The organism is Microbulbifer mixtoriginis (SeqCode), assembly GCF_052466715.1.
The window spans coordinates 1,988,386-2,008,084 of record NZ_CP174288.1; the positions used below are offsets into that span (position 1 = coordinate 1,988,386).

The 19,699-nt window shown below is 48.8% G+C and carries 13 protein-coding genes; 1 reads left to right on the forward strand and 12 read right to left on the reverse strand.

Features of this window, described 5'->3' with window-relative positions; genetic code table 11:
- Positions 1-34: 34 nt before the first annotated feature.
- The 11 genes from ACJJH9_RS08830 to ACJJH9_RS08880 form a co-directional block, all read right to left on the reverse strand.
- On the reverse strand, positions 35-5,161 hold the full coding sequence (locus tag ACJJH9_RS08830; protein WP_444924984.1) for an alpha-2-macroglobulin family protein: 5,127 nt from the start codon (positions 5,159-5,161) through the stop codon (positions 35-37).
- A gap of 560 nt (positions 5,162-5,721) precedes the next feature.
- Entirely contained in the window at positions 5,722-6,180 is a 459-nt protein-coding gene (locus tag ACJJH9_RS08835) for a nuclear transport factor 2 family protein (RefSeq protein WP_444924985.1), read from the reverse strand.
- Positions 6,181-6,227: 47 nt separating this feature from the next.
- The gene (locus ACJJH9_RS08840) at positions 6,228-7,106 is read right to left on the reverse strand and encodes a S1 family peptidase (protein WP_444924986.1); all 879 of its coding nucleotides are present in this window, start codon (positions 7,104-7,106) and stop codon (positions 6,228-6,230) included.
- A 243-nt stretch (positions 7,107-7,349) separates the two neighbouring features.
- The gene (locus ACJJH9_RS08845; RefSeq protein WP_252085798.1) at positions 7,350-7,667 is read right to left on the reverse strand and encodes a heavy metal-binding domain-containing protein; all 318 of its coding nucleotides are present in this window, start codon (positions 7,665-7,667) and stop codon (positions 7,350-7,352) included.
- A gap of 191 nt (positions 7,668-7,858) precedes the next feature.
- A complete protein-coding gene (locus tag ACJJH9_RS08850; RefSeq protein ID WP_444924987.1) occupies positions 7,859-8,755 on the reverse strand; it encodes an alpha/beta fold hydrolase in 897 nt (298 codons plus the stop codon).
- 89 nt (positions 8,756-8,844) lie between these two features.
- On the reverse strand, positions 8,845-11,280 hold the full coding sequence (locus tag ACJJH9_RS08855; protein WP_444924988.1) for an ABC transporter permease: 2,436 nt from the start codon (positions 11,278-11,280) through the stop codon (positions 8,845-8,847).
- Positions 11,277-11,993, reverse strand: coding sequence for an ABC transporter ATP-binding protein (locus ACJJH9_RS08860; protein ID WP_444924989.1), 717 nt, complete (start codon positions 11,991-11,993; stop codon positions 11,277-11,279). The genes ACJJH9_RS08855 and ACJJH9_RS08860 overlap by 4 nt, the downstream gene beginning before the upstream one ends.
- 35 nt (positions 11,994-12,028) lie before the next feature.
- Positions 12,029-13,279, reverse strand: a complete 1,251-nt coding sequence (locus ACJJH9_RS08865; RefSeq protein WP_444924990.1) for an efflux RND transporter periplasmic adaptor subunit — start codon at positions 13,277-13,279, stop codon at positions 12,029-12,031.
- Positions 13,280-13,778: 499 nt separating this feature from the next.
- On the reverse strand, positions 13,779-15,077 hold the full coding sequence (gene trhP / locus ACJJH9_RS08870; protein ID WP_444924991.1) for a prephenate-dependent tRNA uridine(34) hydroxylase TrhP: 1,299 nt from the start codon (positions 15,075-15,077) through the stop codon (positions 13,779-13,781).
- Between the two features lie 223 nt (positions 15,078-15,300).
- Positions 15,301-15,861, reverse strand: coding sequence for a cytochrome P460 family protein (locus ACJJH9_RS08875; protein WP_444924992.1), 561 nt, complete (start codon positions 15,859-15,861; stop codon positions 15,301-15,303).
- 117 nt (positions 15,862-15,978) lie between these two features.
- Complete coding sequence (locus tag ACJJH9_RS08880) at positions 15,979-16,596, reverse strand: Crp/Fnr family transcriptional regulator (RefSeq protein WP_444890396.1); 618 nt, start codon at positions 16,594-16,596, stop codon at positions 15,979-15,981.
- 230 nt (positions 16,597-16,826) lie between these two features.
- Here ACJJH9_RS08880 and ACJJH9_RS08885 point away from each other — a divergent pair, with 230 nt between their 5' ends.
- The gene (locus ACJJH9_RS08885) at positions 16,827-18,311 is read left to right on the forward strand and encodes a bifunctional 2-methylcitrate dehydratase/aconitate hydratase (RefSeq protein WP_444924993.1); all 1,485 of its coding nucleotides are present in this window, start codon (positions 16,827-16,829) and stop codon (positions 18,309-18,311) included.
- A gap of 130 nt (positions 18,312-18,441) precedes the next feature.
- Here the strand turns inward: ACJJH9_RS08885 and ACJJH9_RS08890 are convergent, their stop codons facing one another.
- Positions 18,442-19,419, reverse strand: a complete 978-nt coding sequence (locus ACJJH9_RS08890) for a porin (protein WP_252085808.1) — start codon at positions 19,417-19,419, stop codon at positions 18,442-18,444.
- Positions 19,420-19,699 lie beyond the last annotated feature (280 nt).

The following is a 19,699-nucleotide window of genomic DNA, read 5'->3' on the forward strand; positions in this document are numbered from 1 at the left end:
TTTTTCCATCGAGCTATTAGTGTGGCTAACAGTTTCAATGCTTGCCGATTACCTGTACTTGCGCCATTGGGTTCTTGCCAATGGAAAAGCGTTCAGGGTTATACATATCCTCCACAAAGGGAGGTGGTACCTGGTAGTGACCGGGAGTTACTGCTCGGGCGATATAAAAGAGGTTGGTGGGTTTCCACTCAGATTGATCCAAGGCTGCCACAAATCGATCATCGCGGAATTCCATGTGTTGTATATTGTCCTGGTCGTCCTGCCATTGGGCGATACTCTTACCGTCGAATTCAAGCTCATCCACTTTGACACTATCGGCGAGGTTCTGGTTTTCCAGCTCAAACCCTGCGGGTAGCAGGTCTACTGCGAGAAGATCGGGCAGGCGTCGGTCCGCGTCGATTTGCAAGCGCACCAGATAGAGTTCACCTTCACGTACCTGAGTCGGCACCACACTTGAACCGTCTAGTTTGTGGTAGCTGCGCGTGATTTTAACGCCCTTATCCATCACCTCTGTAGGTGCCTGTTTGCTGTAACCATTAATGGTAATAGCAGCGAAGAGTTTTTCTATTTGGCTGGTTACCTCAAATACCTCTGCGGCTTCACGACCACGGAAGAGAGTATTGTGTGGATTATCATCATTCACTTCCCGTAAACCATCAATGGTTTTTAATAAAGCAGACCAATTTTCACCGCCATTAAGTTGTAACTGAACGCCGGCCATAAATATACTGCCTCGTTCCTGCGTGCTTAGGTACTCCCGTTCACGGAGCAGATTCACCATTTCAAACAGCATCTCTTCGGCTTTGTCGGTAGCCAAATTATGCTCCAGCAATAGGGAGATCATCTGTGCAGTATCGCGCAGGTTAGAGCCATAATCGCCGTAGTAACTAAGGCGCTTGCGCTCAATGGAAAGGGCTTTTTGTAAGGCCTCTTGAGACAGGGTGTTATCGCCCATGGCCTGGAGAGCAATTGCCATATGTAACTGTGGTAGAGGGGATCGGGTTAAGTCAGCACCGCTTTCGTAAAGGCTGCGCAATTGGCCGAGCGAGATTTTTTGCACACGGGATAGCACATAGGCGGCATAGGAGCGGGCAGCATAAGCGTAAAAGCCAGGGTCACTACTATAGCGCTGTTGATAAAAGCTACCGCGCTCGCGGGCATATTCCTGCAGACGCTTGAGGGTGGACTCCAGGCGTATGTTATCAAACACAATACCTTGATCACGAGCGCGCAGAAGTAAGTCGGCCACATAAGCGGTGAGCCATTGGTTCTCTGCTGATTCCGCACTCCACAGGCCAAAACCGCCGTTGCCTTTTTGCATACTGAAGATACGTTCGATACCTGCATCGATACGTCTCGCACGCTCGATTTCGTCCAGGGGTTCGATGCCCAATTTTTGTTGCTGTAGCGGCGTTGCCATCACCAGTGGATAAACACGGCTGGAAGTTTGCTCCAAGCAGCCATAGGGATAGCGAAGCAAATTTGCTAGGTGGTCCTGAAGTTGCAATTGCGGGCGGCTATCCAGGGATACTAATGTTTGTACCGTGTCCGGCATCAGAGAATCCAGGAAAGCCTTATCCGGGCTGAAACTCTCATCCTGCTCTAGAAGATGGCGCTGGGTGTGCGTGGTGGCGGGCCAGGCTGGGCGAACACCCAGGCGCCACTGGCGTTCGATGGTGATATTCTGGCCATCTTCATCTATTGCACCATTTACTATCAGTTGGAACTCCGCTTCACCAGTGGCGTTTTTGGCAGTAATTGGAAATCGCAAAGTCTTGCGCTCGCCATCGGCCAGTTCTAACAAGCGCTCCCCCATTTTCATGTCTACTGCACCGACAGATTGCATTTCCACCGTTAGTTTTTGCTTACGGCCACTCAGATTATTGAGGTCCAGCGCCAGCGTGCTGCTATCCCCGGGAGCCATAAAACGGGGTAGGGCAGCTTGGGTCACTAATGGGGAAGCTACTATTAGTTCTCCTTCATTACTGCCGAACCCCTCTTTACTAAACGTCACCGCCATTAGGCGCAGGCTGCCATTGAATTCCGGCAGCTGAAGGGAAATTTTGGCTTTGCCTTGCTGATCGAATTTCACTGGCCCGGAAAATAGCGAAACGATCTGCACATCGGAATTGGGCTCTTCTCCACCACGCGCCAGTTCAGCATCTCCACCGAAACGTTGCTCCAACAGCTTGCCATTACCAGACTCAATAATTCGGTGATAGATATCGCGGACATCAACACTGTAGCGGCGCTGGCCGAAAAAGGCTTCAAAGGGATCTGGTGTTTCAAAGCGGGTGATATTGAGCACGCCCACATCTACCGCTGCCAAGGTGGTCCAGGCTGCGCCACCATTTTTGCCGATGGAGTCCAGGTCCGTGATTACGGTGACTTCTATCTCTGAGCCGGGCAGGGCGCGTGCCGGGGCTTCCAGGCGCACAGGCAAGCGTCGGGCTTCCCGGTCCAGTGGCAAATGAGCCAGTCCGAAAGAGCGATTAGGGGCGATACGCTCATTCTTATCGGCCGGGCGTAGTGCAGTTACGGAAATATAGGTATCGTGACTGTCCCAGTCTGCTGAAATGGGAATTTCAACTTTGGTGCCCGATTTCTCTACCGATACACGCTCGGACCACAGCAATCGATCGCTCTCTACCAACACCAGCGCTTCACCGTCTGCCGGTGGCACTATAGTGAGCTGTGCTAAATCTCCAGGTGAGTATTTGGGTTTATCTAAAGATAAAGCCACGGTATCCGGGCGGGCTGCCTGGCCTTTCGCTACTTGGTCCTTACGCCACCAGTAATACCAATCACGCCCAGCATGGAAGCGCAGGCTGCTGGTGGCTCCGCTATTAGTATCGGTAATTTCCAGACGGTAGTGGCCATATCCCACTGGTACCGTGAGCTTTAGGGGAGTCTCTTCATTAAAATGCAGTTGGCGGCTGAAAGATTCGAACTCGGCAGTGGAGTATTCATAGTGCCAACCCTGGTTAGCGGAGTACTCCCAAAAATATTGACGATCCTCTGAGATTAATACCGCATTGAGGTTGCGACCTATGACGGGTTCACCCAGTGCATCGGCTACAACAATTTCGAATTCCGGTCGGCTATTGGCCGAGGGATTCTCCTTGCCAAAGTTAGGGCGAATGCCGACTACTGGATACTCGGGCCAAATTAGAACGGGATGTTGCCGAGTTACGGGGCGGCCGCCGGACTCGAACAGGCTGGAAACCAGATTAATTTTCAGCGGGCTCTTCGCGTGACTCCAACGGGATCGCAGCGGTAATTTGCCAAGCCCTTCAGCATCCAGCTCAATGGTGGACGCATTAAACTGGCGCGAGGGCAATCGCTCAGTGGCGTCCCCAAACAAAAACCCTTTCCATTGAGGGAAGGGTTCCCGGTAGTGGCTGACTTGTACCAGAGTTTCCAAGCGGTTGTTCGCGGCCGGAGCACCGTACAGATAGCTACCTTCAACTTCCAGTTCCAAGGCTTTATCGTGCCCCTGAACCAGGCTGCGCTCTTCACCATCCTGTAATACCAACTTCATACGTTCCGGTAGAAACTCCTCTACCTTGAACGGGTAGCGCACTTTGCGTCCATCAGCCAACTCGGCTTCCAGGCGCCAGTCACCCGTTGGAGCATTTTGAGGTAGGGGAAGCAGCTTCTCGTAGTATCCCGGCGCGCTGGCGTGCCAAGTGAAAGTACGGGCACTGGTGTTATCGGGTTTAATCAAGTCCACCTTGATCGGTAAGTCTTTTAAATAGCGCCCGTCGTAATTGCGCAGCAGGCCGCTAACTTGTATGGATTCTGTGGGACGGTACAAATCCCGGGGACCATAGATAAAGAATTCTATCGGCCTGGAAGGGCGTTGGCCCAGCTTGAAGTCCGACAGGTCCAGCGCCGGTTCGCGCAAATCTAACAGAGAGAAATGGCCGGTATCCGGGTCTTTCGCTACAAAAAAGCGCTGAGAGTTTTCCTGTTCCTGGCTGAGCAGAAAACGAACATGTCCCTCTTCAGAGGTGCTGTCTTGCTGGATCAACCCACCTTTATTGTCCAATAACTCCACCTGGATGCCTTCCAGAGACTCTCCTTTATCCAGCGAGGAAACATAGAGGTCAACGCTTTCCGGGTAGTAACGGGCATGTAAGCCCAAGTTGGAAATAGAAAAGTGGGTGACATCGAAAAGATTGGTGTTGTACACGCCGGCCGGCTGCATGACAGCAACATAAATGCCTGGCTGCTTTAGAGGCTCAATATGGCCGATGGAGAGATCGAAATCCCGTTGAACATATTTTTCCTGGGTAAGATCAAAATGTGCACTGTAGATTAATTCGGCAACATTGTTCAGTGCTCTTAGCTGGTAGTAGTACCTCAGGGACTGATTGTTGACCAGGCTAAAGAAGTCGGAATAGTGTTCAGGCTTCACTCTGTGAAAATGGATTTGCACTGCTTCAATGCTGACGGCAGCCACTGGTAAGCCAGGTGTTACCGTAACTGGAAATATACTGCCGTTACTGGAGAAGCTGATACTGGGTTCGATACGCCGGGTGTGAACTGTTTCCTTCTTTAACTTTCGTAACTCGAATCCATCCTTACTGGGCAGGCCGGGGTGTATCGCTACACTGTAGCGTGTATTCGGCTCGATGTTGGTGAAGTAAAGGATCTTTTGGTTGTCAGATAAAACCCAGCCCCCATCGACATCTTCACCATTTTCCTGGGTGAGGGTTAGGTAGGAACCAAAATGGGCATTCCCCAGCAGTGGCTCAGAAAAGATCACCGCAATAGCTCGCGCATCTTTGTAGACCCGCTCACCTATATGGAGCACCGTAAGAGCACTTTCCGTTGAATCCGCAACCAGCGGCATCGTGTCGTTGTTGGAAGTAGCAGCCTGCGAAGGAGCTTCTTCACTGGACTTGCTTAGGGGTTTGGTATCCGAAGTTGTTGATCCAGTCTCACTACTAGCCTCTTTAACACTAGCCTTTGGGGCAGAGACTAATGGGGGTGTTTCTTCCTTTGAATTTTCATCACCGCTTTTGAGTGCCCCATGGGTAGATGCCTTTTTAGTAGAGGGCTCGCTCAGCTTTTCTGGCTTCTCAGGCGTGCAGGCTATAGCAACAAGACAGAGAAGAATGACCGCAATCCAACGCGGTAAGCGGTGAGGGAACATGGATATTTCCTAGTTGGTAAAGAAAGTGGCGGACAATTTAGTTGGTCTTGAACGTTGTCTCAAGCTTTCGTATTGCTCAATGTGAGTTAGTAAGGGTATTGAGCTTGGAAATGAGTATTAGCGAAGGTTGGATAAGGAGCCAAGGAGATATCGGCAATAGGAGAATATGGTTCGTTATTGCTAAAAGAAGTCGCGCAAGTAGGGTCGCTTAGGCTCGACTAAACTGCCAACACGTCTTTGCCTAGGTAGAAATAACAAGATACTAATTATTAGGCTGACTTTCTCTTGCGTTTGAATAGTTTTATCCAAAAGATCCCCTCAAAAACAACACCCAAAGCGAGAAAAAAGGCCCCGCCAACAGGCACACCAAATACATAGCAGGCAATGGCTGCTAGTAAGAATAGTAGGGCGACGGTGATCCTCTTCAATTTGGTGCTCCTTTTTGTTTTGTGTGTGGGCACAGGCTCAAGCTTGGCACACTTCAAAGACTATACTGAATGCCAGACCGAAACCCAACATAAATAATGCTTAGGCATAGAACTACAGATCAGGATACTAATTCATTTCATATTAACGTGCCGCTTTGTATCGTGATACTGCCAGAGAACATTAATGATTTTCCAGTTATTTTTATCATTCTTATATAAGTGCATATAATCAATCCAATCATCGACTGTAAGCTTTACCGAGGCTACCCGGTTATCAATATCAAGTATGTTGATATCAACCCTGGGGGACTCTGTAAATTTATCGCCTTCCTTATTGTAGTTTTCGGCCAACCAAACCATGGTTTCATAGTCTGTCTCCATGATGAATTCTGAGCCGTCTTTGGATTTCCAGTAGGTTCGCTTGGCTAGTTTCGTATCTAAACCTCTTTCCATTAGGCTTGGTTCAACTTTTTGTTGTGATTCAATGTAATCGAGTACGGCTCTGCGTATTTTGGTGTTGTCCTCAGCGGAATTGGCATATACATATGAATTTAAAGAAGTTAACAGGATTAAAGGTATTAATTTGTACATCATATTTCCTTGGATAACTCTTGTTGTGGGGTTTGTAGAATAACGGTTTATTGGTTAGTTGATGAGCTATCAGATTCTGCTTTGACAGATTGCTGAATAGATGAATTATTAGAAATCATTGCGTCAATCCAGCTTGCATAATGACTTAAGCGAATGGAATAGGAAGTCTGGCCATAGGTGCCAGGGCGGAAGGTTCGTATATCAACGTTTTCCGCGTGCTTCCAGGATGTGAGTCCTGCGAGTAACCACTGGCCATCAATTTCAATTAGTACTGGGCCGCCACTGTCGCCATTTGTAGACATACCTTCAAGTGGCAACGCATTTGGGGCTTGATCAAAGTCATAGCCAAGCCAACGATTTTGAGTTGATGAGATAATGTTAAATGCTCTGCGGAGTTCTGTTCGATTGGGGCCTTTGGGGTCATGGCCGAGGTCAGCTGTACCCGTTGCTCCTTTTCCGATCAGCTTTACTATTTTTCCTTGCTCATCACTTTCACGGTAAATTCCTACCGGATTAACACCAATGATAGGCTGAGAGAGTTTAATTAAGGCAATATCATCGGATGTGGCCAATAATGCTTCAATTTCACTGGCATCTCCCGTTTCTAGTGCCTCATCAATCATTCTTTGAGGTATCTTCTTGTAGCCGGGGTGTATCACCAGCTTATCGATCCTTCTGGAAGTGCCTTTAATGGTGACCTCTTCAATACAGTGTTGCCAAGTAACGGCATGCGCAGCTGTAGCAATCCACTCTGGGGAGATAAGTACACCGTGTCCTTCTCCCGGTAAATCTACAAGTGCGGGGAGTTCAGAGGCATCGATACGGTATCTTGAGTCACTCACATCATCGCGAATGGTTATTGCTATTACCACAGGTGTTAATACTAATTGGAAGGAAAGAAAAAGATATTTAATTGTGCGTATCATGAGCGATCATTCTGTAAGTTATTGGTTATATAGATCATTGATGTCTGAAAAAATTAGATCTGACGTTGAGGCCTTGGCCTAGTTGCCACTAGTGAGTCCTATCGCCAGATATTGGGCTGTAAATTAGAGGCTCCATTGAATTTAATTTCGGAACCTTGTATCCCTGAATTGAAGCTAACTAGCAGTAAAAGCTATATTTTACGGAATCTTTCAAAATAGGCACTAATTGTAGGTTAGGGGATATCACTTCCTTAGTTTGACGGCAGTCCCAAAGACCATCATTTCACAAGACCCTTCCATAATGGCACTTGTTGAAAATCGGATACCTACTACGGCATCGGCTCCTTTCTGCTGGGCACTATCAATCAACCGTTGAAGGGCCTTATTTCTGGCTTCGGATAGCATTTCTGTATAGCCTCTTATCTCACCGCCAACGATACTCTTTAAGCCCGCCATAACATCACGACCAATATGCTTGGATTGAACAACGTTACCGGTAACCACTCCGAGTATCTCTTTAATTTCATATCCTGGTACGGTTTCAGTGGTTGAGTAGATCATGATACATTTCTTAATGTTGCTTGGTATGGTTCTTACTATGATTGCATGGGACATGCCTTGAAAAGAAGAAAGTATTACATTTTGATGAAACTAAAAATACGCCTTATTATTGGTGATGCTTGGAATTAGACTGGGATTTTGACACCCAGCTTCTTGCCATCATGATCGCAATAGAGAACTATCTAGGATATTCAAGAAAGCATTAAATGCTCTTTTTTCTCCGCCTCTACGAAATTTAAGTACGCACTTACCACATGATCAGGCGCCTCCCAATGCGGATAGTGCCCAATCTTTCCCAGCTCAATAATGTCTGCTGCCCGATCTATCAATTGACGAAATCGATCCACCATATGCTTCCCTGAAACTGGGTCCAATGAGCCATTGATTAGCAGTAGGGGGCCAGGGTATAGGTTTAGCGCGTCGATCCAACGCTGACGATGTTTGCGCCTGTCGTACATGTAGGTGATCAGTTTATAGAGGAGCCGGTTGCCATTCTTATATTGGAGAATTTGCCACAAGTCTCGCAATTCTCTGTCGGAGGGTTTTGTCTCTGGTCCGAAAATGGCACTGAAGCTGCGGCAAAACTGCCGGTAGCGCATTAGTTTATTGGTTAGAGAGCCAATAGGAGAAAGCAGGAGTTTCTGCACGAGGCGAGCTTGATGAGTTTCTGGGAATAGGCCGCCATTCAGCAGGCATACCGAGATATACCCTGTAGTGCCGCCGTTGTTGGCTCTGGCGAGTAACTCCTGTGCTACGGAATCCCCATAGTCATGCGCCAACAGGTGGACCTTGTTGATGTTTAAATGTTGCAGAAGAGCTTCATGTAAATCAGCTTGCTGGTGGATACTGTAGTTATGTTGTTTGGGTTTGTCTGAATAGCCAAAGCCCAGCATATCCATAGCAATACAGCGATAGTGCTCTGTCAGTTGGGTCCATACCTTTTGCCAGTCATAACTACTGGTTGGAAAACCGTGAATCAAAAGCAGTACTGGTTTATGTCGACAGCTTGGGTTGCTATCGACATAGAAGAGTTGGTGGTTTTGATAATCAAATATCTTTCCATTTGATAACCATTGCTGAGGTTGCATTGGCTGCTCCATTTCTTATTGTTGTACTTGCTGTAAAGATTGCACGATGAGCGCGCAACCTCAAGCAGCGGCTATCAGATGGAAAGTATTTATCTTGTTCCTTGCAATGCGTAAATCGCGGGCTTGTTGATTATTTTCCATACAGAAAGCAGGGTAACCGAGGCGGTCAGGCCGATAATAAGCAGTGGTGGCAGCAGCCAGCCCCAGAGGCTGGTTTCAATGCTGAACTCGCTTTGCTCAAGCCAAAGTGCCAGTGGGACCAATACCAAAGTCGTTACAGCGATACCGATAACTACGGGAATCAGGCTATCGATCAGGGTGTGATAGAAAATCGTCGCTGGGCGGGCGCCGATTGCCATGCGCACGCCAAGCTCAGTGCGCCGCAGTTGTACACTGTAACTGAGCACTCCAAAGATACCGATGGCAGCGAGGCTGAGTGCCAGTAATGTTAGGGCGGTGGTTACCCAAACTGAGACTCGGTCATTGCTTAGGAGTAGGTCTCGCGCCTGCTCCAGGGAGAATAGCTCGGAAACTTTGTACTGCCTGTTTACGTGGGCAAATTCCCGATTGATTTCTGTGGTGCTGAGCGGTTGGTGAGGCTTATGTCTGAGTACGAGTAGGGGATAGCTCACGTTGATACCGCGCACAAATAAGCGGGCGGGTTCCTTTTTGCCTGGCAGGCTTGCGTCACGCACTACACCGACTACTTGATGGGGCAAATCACCTCGCCAGTAGTAGCGCTTGCCTAATACTTCTCCATCGGGTTCCAGCTGCTGGGCCAGGGTTTCGTTAACGAGCATCATGCGATTGTTATCGGAAAACTCAGCCGCATTGATATGGCGGCCAGCTACCAGTGGCATACGCAAAATGGAAAGGTAGTTTTCGTCGACTACTGTGGTCTTGGCCATCACCGGGTTTTGTCGGCTGGCATCATGACTCAGGGAGGTGGTCCAGAGTGGCCGGCTGATAGAGATAGGAGTGTTTAAGCTCAGGCTGGCATTTTGTACTTTAGGGTGCTCCAGCAACCTCTGCCTGATGGCCTTTAGGTAACTCTCCCGTTCGGTAGTGGGGGCGCTCCTAAGATTGCCGATATTCAGAGTCATCACTTGAACGTTGTCCAAGGGGAAGCCAAAGGGCTGGTTAATCAGTCGGTTAGCCTGCAGGAAAATCTGTAAGCTGGCGATGATAAGCAAACTGGTCATTGCCACTTGGCTGCTGATGAGGACTTTGCGGATCAGTGGTGAAATTTGTACACCGGAGCCTTTGCCGCTGCTCTGCAGCATTTGATTCAGTGCGCGGTAATTAACCTGTCGACTGACTATGGCGGAGAAGAACAGGGCGAGAAGTAAGGCGCACAACAGTGCGAAAACCAATGTCTGCCAGTTTAAGGTGAGCTCTTGAATGCGAGGAATTTGTTCCGCAGCCATCACCTTTAGTACTTCTGTCGATCCCAGGGCTAAAAGTAGAGAAAGTAATGCAGCCCCTAACATAAGTAGGCCGATTTCACATAGCAGGGCCAAAAAGATATGTTCTTTGTGTGCGCCCAACGCTACCTGTATCGCCATATTGCGTTGTTGTTTGGCTGCGCGAGAAAGAATCAGGTTGGTAACATTGGCGAAGGCAATTAACAGAAGCACCAGTGTACCGCCCATTACCATTAGGGTTCGCGTGGCGCTGTCGCCAAGTATTTTATTGGCGAAGGGGGTGAGTCGGTATTCAACGGACCTTTCTACCGAAGAGGATCTTCCCGCTAGGGCCGCTTGATACTGGGCATCCATTAATGTGCTCAATTCATGCCCCGCACTGGCGGGGTCAATGCCCGGCTTCAGCTTTCCTGTGAGCATGCGAAAAGGCAGGAAGCCTCTCCAATTATTTCTGCGCTCTACTTGTGTATCGTTAAAGTCCCAGGGCAGCCAGACTGCTGTTTGTCGGCCCTGTTTATAGATCTGAGGCTCAATGAAGTCTTTGGCAGTGACGCCGACAATACGAAAGTCCACCTCCCCAAATTGCAGGCTTTGCTCCAAGACATTTGGGCTGCGCCGGAACATCTGCTCCCAGGTTTGATAGCTGATAACCGCCACAGGGACTCGGCTGTCGAGCCCTTCATCGGCACTGAATTGTCTGCCCAGGGCCAGGGGTGCTCCAGCCAGCTGGAGATATTCTGGAGAGACATAGGAAACATTAACCCGTGGTGATCCGGATAAATTGCGGACCACATCTTCCCAGAAGTACACCAGGGCGCTGGACTCGAAGAAACTGTCGTTTTTATAGATTTCAACCAGGGCGGGGTATTGGCTGTTGTTTTCCAGCCGCAGCTGCTTGTTCTGGTAGAGATTACCATTCACGACATACAGCCGATCTTCGTCCGGGTAGGGTAGGGGTGCGGCTAGCAGTTGGTAGTTGAGATTAAACAGCGTTACCAGGGCGCCGAGGGTGATACCCAGGGTCAGAATAATAGTGGTGGCGTAGCTCCGCGCCCGGTTGAGGGACTGGAGGGCAATGGACAGGTCCTTTGTGGTGATCATAGGGCCATCTCATGGGGCTCTTTTATGGGCTGCGGCGTTGAGATTTTCCCATCCAGCAGATGCAATTGGCGGCTGGCCATGTCTGCATAACGAGGATCATGGGTCACCATGCACAGGGTGGTCCCTTCATTGTTGAGCTGCCGCAGCATTTCCATTACCGCATCGCCATTGTGGGAATCCAGATTGCCGGTGGGCTCGTCCACCAGTAGCAGGGATGGATTGCCAACAAGCGCGCGGGCTATGGCGATTCGCTGCTGTTGGCCACCCGATAACTGGTTAGGTTTGTGAGAGGCCCTGTGACCCATTCCTACCTTCTCCAGGCAATGTTTCACTTTTTTGTCGGCTTCAGACTTGGGAATGGGATTGCGGCGGTATCGCAGGGGCAGGGCGATATTGTCGTACACAGAGAGTTCGTCAATCAGGTTAAAGGACTGGAAGATAAAGCCTACTTTCTCGTTGCGAATAGTCGCCGCCTCACTTAGCGTCAATTGAGCGACTTCAGTGCCTTCAATCTGGTAGCTGCCACTGGTGGGGAGGTCCAGCAGGCCGAGAATCGAGAGAAGTGTGGATTTACCGCAACCCGAGGGGCCGCAGATAGAAACAAATTCCCCCGAGTAAATACTCAGGTCAACGCCCCGCAGGGCGTGAGTTTCCATTTCTTCGGTGCTGAACACCTTAGTGATCCCGGCCATATGAAGGATTGGCTTGGACATAGCGAACTCCCTGTTCTCGCTTTGGGTTTCAGGCTTTAGTCAACAATCTGGATATACTCAGCTTCATTAAAATTGGCCATATCCGAGAGGATGATACGGTCCGCTTCATTGACGCCTTGGGTGATCTGGATATATCGGCCCGACTCCTCGCCGAAGCTGATGGGCTGGAGTGCCGCTTCCTCCCCGTTTTCGTTAATCAGGAAGAGGTTGGTCTCACTGTGCCTCTGTACATTGATAGGTCTCTCGACGAACAGTGTATCTTCCATAGTGGCGGTGAAGATCCGGGCATCGACGTTGAGTTGTGGCCTGGCAGACTCTGGGGCGCCTGCGCTAAAAGCAATTTCCACTTCAATATTGCCGTCCCGAACCTCAGGAGTAATACGGGTAACCACACCTTCGATTTTTTCCCTGCGGGTATCAATTTCAGCGGGCTGGCCAACCTCCAGTTGTTCTGCTTTGGATTGTGGGACTTGAACCAAGGCGAGTAGATCTGTCTCGCTGCCGATCAGAGCCAGTTCCTGGCCGGGGTCGACTCCTTGCCCTAGCTCTACTGGTAGTCGTTGTAGTATGCCGTCCAGGCCGGCGCGTACTGTGAGGCGATCTGTCCGCTGTTGGATGCTCTGCAGTTGGGTCTGGGCTTGGTTGATTTGCTCGCGCTGGATTAACTCTGATTCGACGGCGACTTTGCGCAGGTGGTTGATACGCTGTTTTTGCAGGTCCACACGTTTTTTCATCTGCTCTTGGCGTAAGACGGTGGTTTGGTAGGTGAGCTGGGAAACCACTCCACTTTTTACCAGTTCGTCCTCAGCTTCGCGGCGCAACTTGATCACTTGGTAATTGGAATTCAGTTCCGCGAGTATGGCTTCCTCCGCGAGCACATCGCGCTGGTTGTTCAGAACAAGCCGGCGCAGATTAGCTTCCTCTTGTTCTAGGGAGGTTTCGGCTGCATCCAGATCGCGCATTAACTCTGGATTGCTCAGTTGCATAATGACGCTATCACTTTGTACTTCTGCACCGGGACGCAACATGATTTTTTCAACATTCGCTGCGGTTAGGGCGGTAATTAAAGTCTGCTTGTCTGAACGCAGCCTACCGTAGCCATCTACCACAACCTGCAGGTCTCCCCGTTGGACGGTACCTAGCATCAGCTGTTCCCGCTCAACTTTGTAGGCGCTGTCAGGAAGTAACAGGAGGGTGCTGGTAAATGCCACAAAAGCTAGAGCAGCACCACCCAGCATTAAAGGGTGCTTAATCAGGGGGCGTTTCTTAGGTTTAATAATATCCATATTGCGGCATTTCCTTGGTTAAGCAATCGTTACACGCTTTTCTGCTGTGAGACCTTGATGCGGAGGCGAGTTAGAGGTGGAAAATCATAACTATTTAAAACGGGTGTATTCCCGTTGGAGCTCCGAGGGAGGGCGGATTTTTATCTTGTAATTAGTACTGTCGAGCATATTTTTGTGATCAAAACTCAGGGCTGTATAAGGGTTTTAGGTGAGGCTGAAAATGCAGGAAAATTGGCACAAGAACCAGTTGCTTGCGGTGAATGGTGGGGAAATACAGGACGGTTTGAATATTGTGAGGCGTGCAGCCACTTGAGAAGTTTAACGATTACCCAATGAATTTTGAGGATCAATTCATAAGTAAAATTGTGGAGATGTAGTGGGAATAAAGGTGTCGTGGCTTAGTGAATCCGGTAGATTTTCTAAACCACTACACCTTTAACAAAATATGTTTGCAAAACGAGAGGCTAGATAAGCCTTAGTGCAAATTACAAACCCAGGGTTATCCCAGAGCTTTGACCAATAGCGCCTGTTGAAGCTGATCGTCATCAACCCCCTCTGGTCGGGGTATTTGCACGATATGCCCGGATCCTGGAGCTATATCTATCGCTTTGCCTTCCGTATTCTCCATTTGCTCCAAGGGGAAGAACAAGCTACCGCTGGGAGTCATTAACTCCAATTGATCACCGCGTTCAAAACGATTTTTAACATCAATCGTCAAATACTCAGGACTGCCGTCAATAAGCTCGCCTACGAACTGTTGGCCCGGAGTTGATATCAATCCCTTTTCATATTGCTGGTATTCTGCTGGTGGATGGCGACGGTAGAAACCTTCCGTGTAGCCCCTGTTCGAGAGGGTTTCCAATTCGTCCATCATCTTCATGTCAAAATCTTTCCCTGCTGTAGCATCGTCTATGGCGCGACGATAGATCTGAGCAGTACGAGCCACATAGTAGTGGGACTTGGTGCGACCTTCGATTTTTAAAGAGTGAACCCCCATTTCCGTGAGGCGCTTGACATGCTGTACGGCCCGTAGATCTTTGGAGTTCATGATGTAGGTACCGTGCTCATCTTCGTAGGCCGGCATATATTCTCCAGGGCGACCTTCTTCCTGTAGTAAAAAGGCCTGGGAAGTATTGTCACTGGCGGAGGTGGGTTGCTTGGTGGGTTCCTGGATAGATTCCTGGTTTTGCACATGAATCAATTCGCCAACTTCATTCTCTTTGGCTTCATGAGCTTGGTATTGCCAGCGGCAGGAGTTGGTGCAGGCGCCCTGGTTGGCATCTCTATGGGTCATATAACCGGATAGCAAGCAGCGCCCGGAATAGGCGATACAGAGTGCACCGTGGACAAAGACTTCCAGCTCCATCTCAGGCACTTTCTGGCGAATTTCCTCAATCTCATCCAGGGACAGTTCTCGGGAAAGTATCACCCGAGATAACCCCTGGCGATGCCAGAACTTTACGGTCGCGTAGTTTACCGCATTGGCCTGTACGGATAGGTGGACTGGCAGATCAGGCCAACGCTCCCTTACCATCATTATCAGGCCTGGGTCGGACATAATCAGGGCGTCAGGTCCCATTTCAACAATTTCTTCCAGGTCCCGCAGGTAACTGCGAACTTTATCGTTGTGGGCGGCGATATTGGAAGCGATATAGAACTGTTTTCCTTGCTGGTGTGCTTCTTCTATACCTAGGCGCAGGGTTTCAATATTTTTAAATTCATTATTGCGCACACGCAAGCTGTAGCGGGGCTGGCCTGCATAAACGGCATCGGCACCATAGGCAAACGCATATCGCATATTTTTTAAAGTCCCTGCGGGGGACAGTAACTCAGGTTTGAACACGGAAAAACTCATAGTGGAATAGTCGGACGCGGCCGCATGTTAACGGTAATCAAGATTGCACTAATTGATATAAATCAATTAGTGCTGGGGTGGAAGTGATAAGCTGATTTGGAGAGGGCTATGCTTGTTTCTATAGCCGAATAATTGACATATAACCTCTATATATGCTGCTTACTTGTTAATCCTTTAGGACCTGTTGATAGCCTTGTGTATACACCCAGTCATTATTCTTGGCTGGTAAGTGGCATCCAAAACAGTTGTTAAGCCCGCTGCCCTTCCAGGTTTTGGTTTCACTTTTTGCTACCCCTGGCTTGAATAAAGCCCATCCCCAACCTTCTGCCCAGGCCTCATTCTTGGGAAATCTCCCTTCAGTGTCCTTTACCATCATAAAGGTGAACTGGAGATCAGTAGAGTAGTAAGCCAAGCCTGTGGTTAATGGTTCTGATTTGGTGCTGTTGACATCTTTTACCAGGACTGCGCCATCCGGGAATTTTCCATTTTTGCGAAAGGCTTTAACTGCTTTAGGTTGAGTGTAAACAATGTGAGTATCCCAGCCCTTGCCGCTGGATGACTTTACTTGGTAAGAACCGAGAAATGTCCATTCTTGGCGGTAATCCTTGGGTAATGTGATGTTTCCCTGTGCGTCAACGAAATGACTGAAAGTGGACTTTAGATTCTCTTGGGCTATGGCCTGTAGGCTAAACAGTATTCCCAGTGTTACAAAGCAGATTGTGCGCATAATGCCTCTTCCTATGTTGATTCCATGGAGGTGGGGACTAGGTCTAGCCCTCATTTTTTGGAAGTATAGGGAGGAGAGGGACGATCAACTGTCAGCTAGCTGACACTAAAGCCAAATTTAGCCTTGCGCTAAGCCTTCGAGGGCGCCTTTGTTTAGTAGGCAAATATGTTGGCGTGTGTAATCAATAATGCCTTTGTGTTTCCAGGTGCTAAGTAGTTGGCTAACGGTTTGTCTACTGCCGCCGGCCATAGCCGCTAGCTCAGATTGGGAAAGCTTTACATCTAATTCATGCCCGTGAGCGCAAGGTTGCCCCCGAAAATGAAAGAGTTGGGATAATAAACTTGCCAATCTAACAGCTAGGGGCGCGGTTATATGCTGAAATATACGCTGTTGTAATAAAGACTCCCTGTTGGCTAGATGCTCTATAAGGTCTTGCTGGGTTTGTGACAGTGAATGTAACAGGTCATTGAGGTTTTCTGGAAAAGCGACTTCTAGCTCACAACCTATTTTGGCAATTGCTTCTATTTCTTGTGAATTTCCGCCAAGACCTGGGCCAAACCAGGAGCCTGGCCCATACAGGTCTACAAGTCCCCGGTTGCCATTAAAGTCCACTTTATGGATAAGAACATAACCGGCATGTATAAAATAAATATTTCGGGAGGCCACTCCCTGACGAAATAACACTGTTTCTGTGGTACAGCATACTCTTTTTGTTTTAGTCGCTATTGTTTGCAATTTAGTATTTTCTTATTGGAGGTTGGAGTGTATAGACTAGTCACAAACCCTCTTACCTTTTCAATCTTGGTCGAATATTAGTGAAATTCACAGGATGACAATATACACAAAAAAGCAAGCCATCAATGTCGTAGCGCTCAAATCTTGTTATCCATTTACAAAGTGAAAGATACAGCTAAAAAATTACTAGGCTTATTTAATTTCTTCACAGTACCATCAGGCCTTCTGCTATGCGCACCGACTCAGACCAAACTGGCCATCTAATTTATGATCAGGTAATCCAGGATATTGCCGATTACGTTCTCAATTTTGAAGTTTATTCCAATGAGGCCTGGCAAACAGCGCGCTACTGCCTGATGGATTCCTTGGGCTGTGCTTTTCTTTCACTGCGTTTTCCCGAGTGTACGAAACTATTAGGCCCTCTAGTTGAGGGGACGGTGGTGCCCAATGGGGCTCGTGTGCCGGGTACCCAATTTTGCATGGATCCGGTTAAAGCTGCCTGGGATATAGGCTGTACTATCCGCTGGCTGGATTTCAATGATACTTGGCTGGCCGAAGAGTGGGGGCATCCATCTGACAATCTGGGCGCTATCTTGGCGGTGTGCGATTTCCTTTCTCAGAAGCGGCTGAGTGCAGGGGAAGAGCCCCTGACAATGGGAAAGGTGATGGAGGCGATGATCAAGGCTTATGAGATCCAAGGTGTACTGGCATTACAAAACAGCTTTAACCGCGTTGGCTTGGACCATGTATTGTTGGTTCGCGTGGCTTCTACAGCGATTGCTACTTGGTTGATGGGGGGAGGCAGGGAAGAATTACTGGCGGCGATTTCCCAGGCCTGGGTAGATGGTAGCGCCCTGCGTGCCTACAGGCACTTCCCCAATACGGGTTCGCGTAAATCTTGGGCGGCAGGAGATGCCACGGCAAGGGGAGTTCGCCTGGCGGATATGGCCATGCGTGGTGAGATGGGTATACCAACCGTACTTACGGCGAAGCAATGGGGCTTTTATGACGTGGCTTTCAGTAAAACCAATGCTGATCAGGCAATAAAACCGTTGGAGGAGCGGCAGTTCCGGTTTCCGCGTCGATTCGGCTCCTATGTAATGGAGAATATCCTTTTCAAGATTTCCTTCCCGGCAGAATTCCATGGCCAAACAGCCTGTGAAGCCGCGATAGTTTTACATCCATTGGTAAGGGGTAGGGTGCAAGACATAGAGAGAATTGTCGTGACTACTCACGAATCCGCAATACGAATTATTAGTAAAACCGGCCCCCTCTCCAATCCGGCGGACCGCGACCACTGCCTGCAATATATCGTGGCTGTGGCTCTTTTATTTGGGGATTTGCAGGCTAGTTTTTATGAGGATGAATTCCATCAGTCCCATCCGGAAATTGATGAGCTGCGCGGGAAAATTACCGTTGTTGAGGATGGCTGCTATTCGAAGGATTACCTTGATCCGGATAAGCGTTCAATTGCGAATGGTGTGCAGGTTTTTTTTAAGGGGGGCAAGGCAACGGAGAATGTAGTGGTGGAATACCCGCTTGGTCATCGTCGACGCCGTAAAGAGGGGATACCGCTTTTGTTGAAGAAATTCCATTCCAATCTGGCTGCACGTTTCCCTTCAGGCCAAGCAGAGAAAATATTAGCTTTATTTGCTGATCAACAACAGTTACAGGCAATGCCAGTACATCTTTTTATGGATAAGTTGGTTATTTAATAAGCTGCCGCATTGCGGCTTTGGAACTTCCAACAAAAAAGGCGACCATAGGTCGCCTAATTCAAGCTCTTAAATCATACGACGGTCAAACAGCTCTTCCCAATTCGGATGATCGTCGTTAAAAGCGTTCTTAGAACTTGTATTCAGCACCGATACCGGCATAGCTGCGGTCGTAATCGCCATCAGCTGTTTCGTCGGTGTAGAAGCCGAATACTTTAGCGGCGCTGTTGAACTTGTAGTCAACACCGAGGCTGTAAGTTTCGCCGTCTTCTTTCTTAATATCAGACTGACCGTACTGTGCTTTCAGGGTCCACTGCTCGATTTTGTAAGCTACAGAGCTCATCCAGCCGTCAGCGTTTTCACCGTCAGCGTTTTCCTGGTCTTCAAACAGGGCACCAACCTGTACAGGGCCGATGTTGTACTGGGCTACAAAGCGCTGAACGTCAACGTCCTGGCCTTCAACGTCTTGGTCGAAAGCGTAGGCCATGTAAACGCCGTTGTTATCGTAAGCAATAGCAGTGGAGATGCCGTTATTGCGCTTGATTTCTTTGCCTAAGATGTCACTGCCATCATCATTTTGGCCAATGATCTCGTAACCAATTACCTCATCTTTATTGCTGATATAAGCAGCAGAAGCTTTGAAGCCCGCGAAAGACGGGGTAGTGTACTGCAGAGCGTCTTCTTCGCGGTTGTCGCTGCTGGTGATCAGGCTTTTAATATCGCCTTCCAGGTCGTTGAACAGGTCAACTTTCTTCTGGGCAACTTTCAACGGGGTGTCGAACTTACCCGCGATTACCTGACCGAAGCCGCCTTCCAGTCCAGCGTAGATGTTGCGTTGAGAGAAAGTGTCATCAGCGTCGCCGTCCATATCTACTTCGTATTCCATACGGTAGATACCCTTGATGCCGTCGGTCAGGGCGATCTCACCCTTAACGCCCAGGCGGGAAGCGTTGCTTTGAACATCGGTTACAGAGCCGTCACCTTCGTCAGCAGACTGGAAGGTAACATTGGCTTTGCCGTAAAAGTCGAGGACATCGCCTTCTTCTTGGGCGTTGGCCAGAGTCGGGATCATGGCAACAATGGCCAGAGAGAGAGCGGTCTTATTCATAGTCGTCTCGCACAGTTTATGGTTGTGGGTTGAGGGGAAGCCTTCCGTTCAGTCTGTTGGTTGCCCCTCGATTTGGTGCGGATTCTGCGACCTGAATATTACAAACATGTTAAACATGGCATTTTTCTTAAAAAAATATGACCAGCGGGTGCCATGTATAGCAGTTAAGGCAGTCACTATGCGGCATGGCGCGCCGGTTATAGTCATCTTTTGGTTCTATGGTGCCTGTTTTGTGTGCGGTGTCAAATTTTCTGATCTATTGCTATCACGGGGCTTCGGA

Excerpts from the sequence above, each read along its gene's own strand:
- ACJJH9_RS08830 (WP_444924984.1), bottom strand. The coding sequence starts at position 5,161 with ATGTTCCCTCACCGCTTACCGCGTTGGATTGCGGTCATTCTTCTCTGT.
- ACJJH9_RS08835 (WP_444924985.1), bottom strand. The coding sequence starts at position 6,180 with ATGTACAAATTAATACCTTTAATCCTGTTAACTTCTTTAAATTCATAT.
- ACJJH9_RS08840 (WP_444924986.1), bottom strand. The coding sequence starts at position 7,106 with ATGATACGCACAATTAAATATCTTTTTCTTTCCTTCCAATTAGTATTA.
- ACJJH9_RS08845 (WP_252085798.1), bottom strand. The coding sequence starts at position 7,667 with ATGATCTACTCAACCACTGAAACCGTACCAGGATATGAAATTAAAGAG.
- ACJJH9_RS08850 (WP_444924987.1), bottom strand. The coding sequence starts at position 8,755 with ATGCAACCTCAGCAATGGTTATCAAATGGAAAGATATTTGATTATCAA.
- ACJJH9_RS08855 (WP_444924988.1), bottom strand. The coding sequence starts at position 11,280 with ATGATCACCACAAAGGACCTGTCCATTGCCCTCCAGTCCCTCAACCGG.
- ACJJH9_RS08860 (WP_444924989.1), bottom strand. The coding sequence starts at position 11,993 with ATGTCCAAGCCAATCCTTCATATGGCCGGGATCACTAAGGTGTTCAGC.
- ACJJH9_RS08865 (WP_444924990.1), bottom strand. The coding sequence starts at position 13,279 with ATGGATATTATTAAACCTAAGAAACGCCCCCTGATTAAGCACCCTTTA.
- trhP (WP_444924991.1), bottom strand. The coding sequence starts at position 15,077 with ATGCGATATGCGTTTGCCTATGGTGCCGATGCCGTTTATGCAGGCCAG.
- ACJJH9_RS08875 (WP_444924992.1), bottom strand. The coding sequence starts at position 15,861 with ATGCGCACAATCTGCTTTGTAACACTGGGAATACTGTTTAGCCTACAG.
- ACJJH9_RS08885 (WP_444924993.1), top strand. The coding sequence starts at position 16,827 with ATGCGCACCGACTCAGACCAAACTGGCCATCTAATTTATGATCAGGTA.
- ACJJH9_RS08890 (WP_252085808.1), bottom strand. The coding sequence starts at position 19,419 with ATGAATAAGACCGCTCTCTCTCTGGCCATTGTTGCCATGATCCCGACT.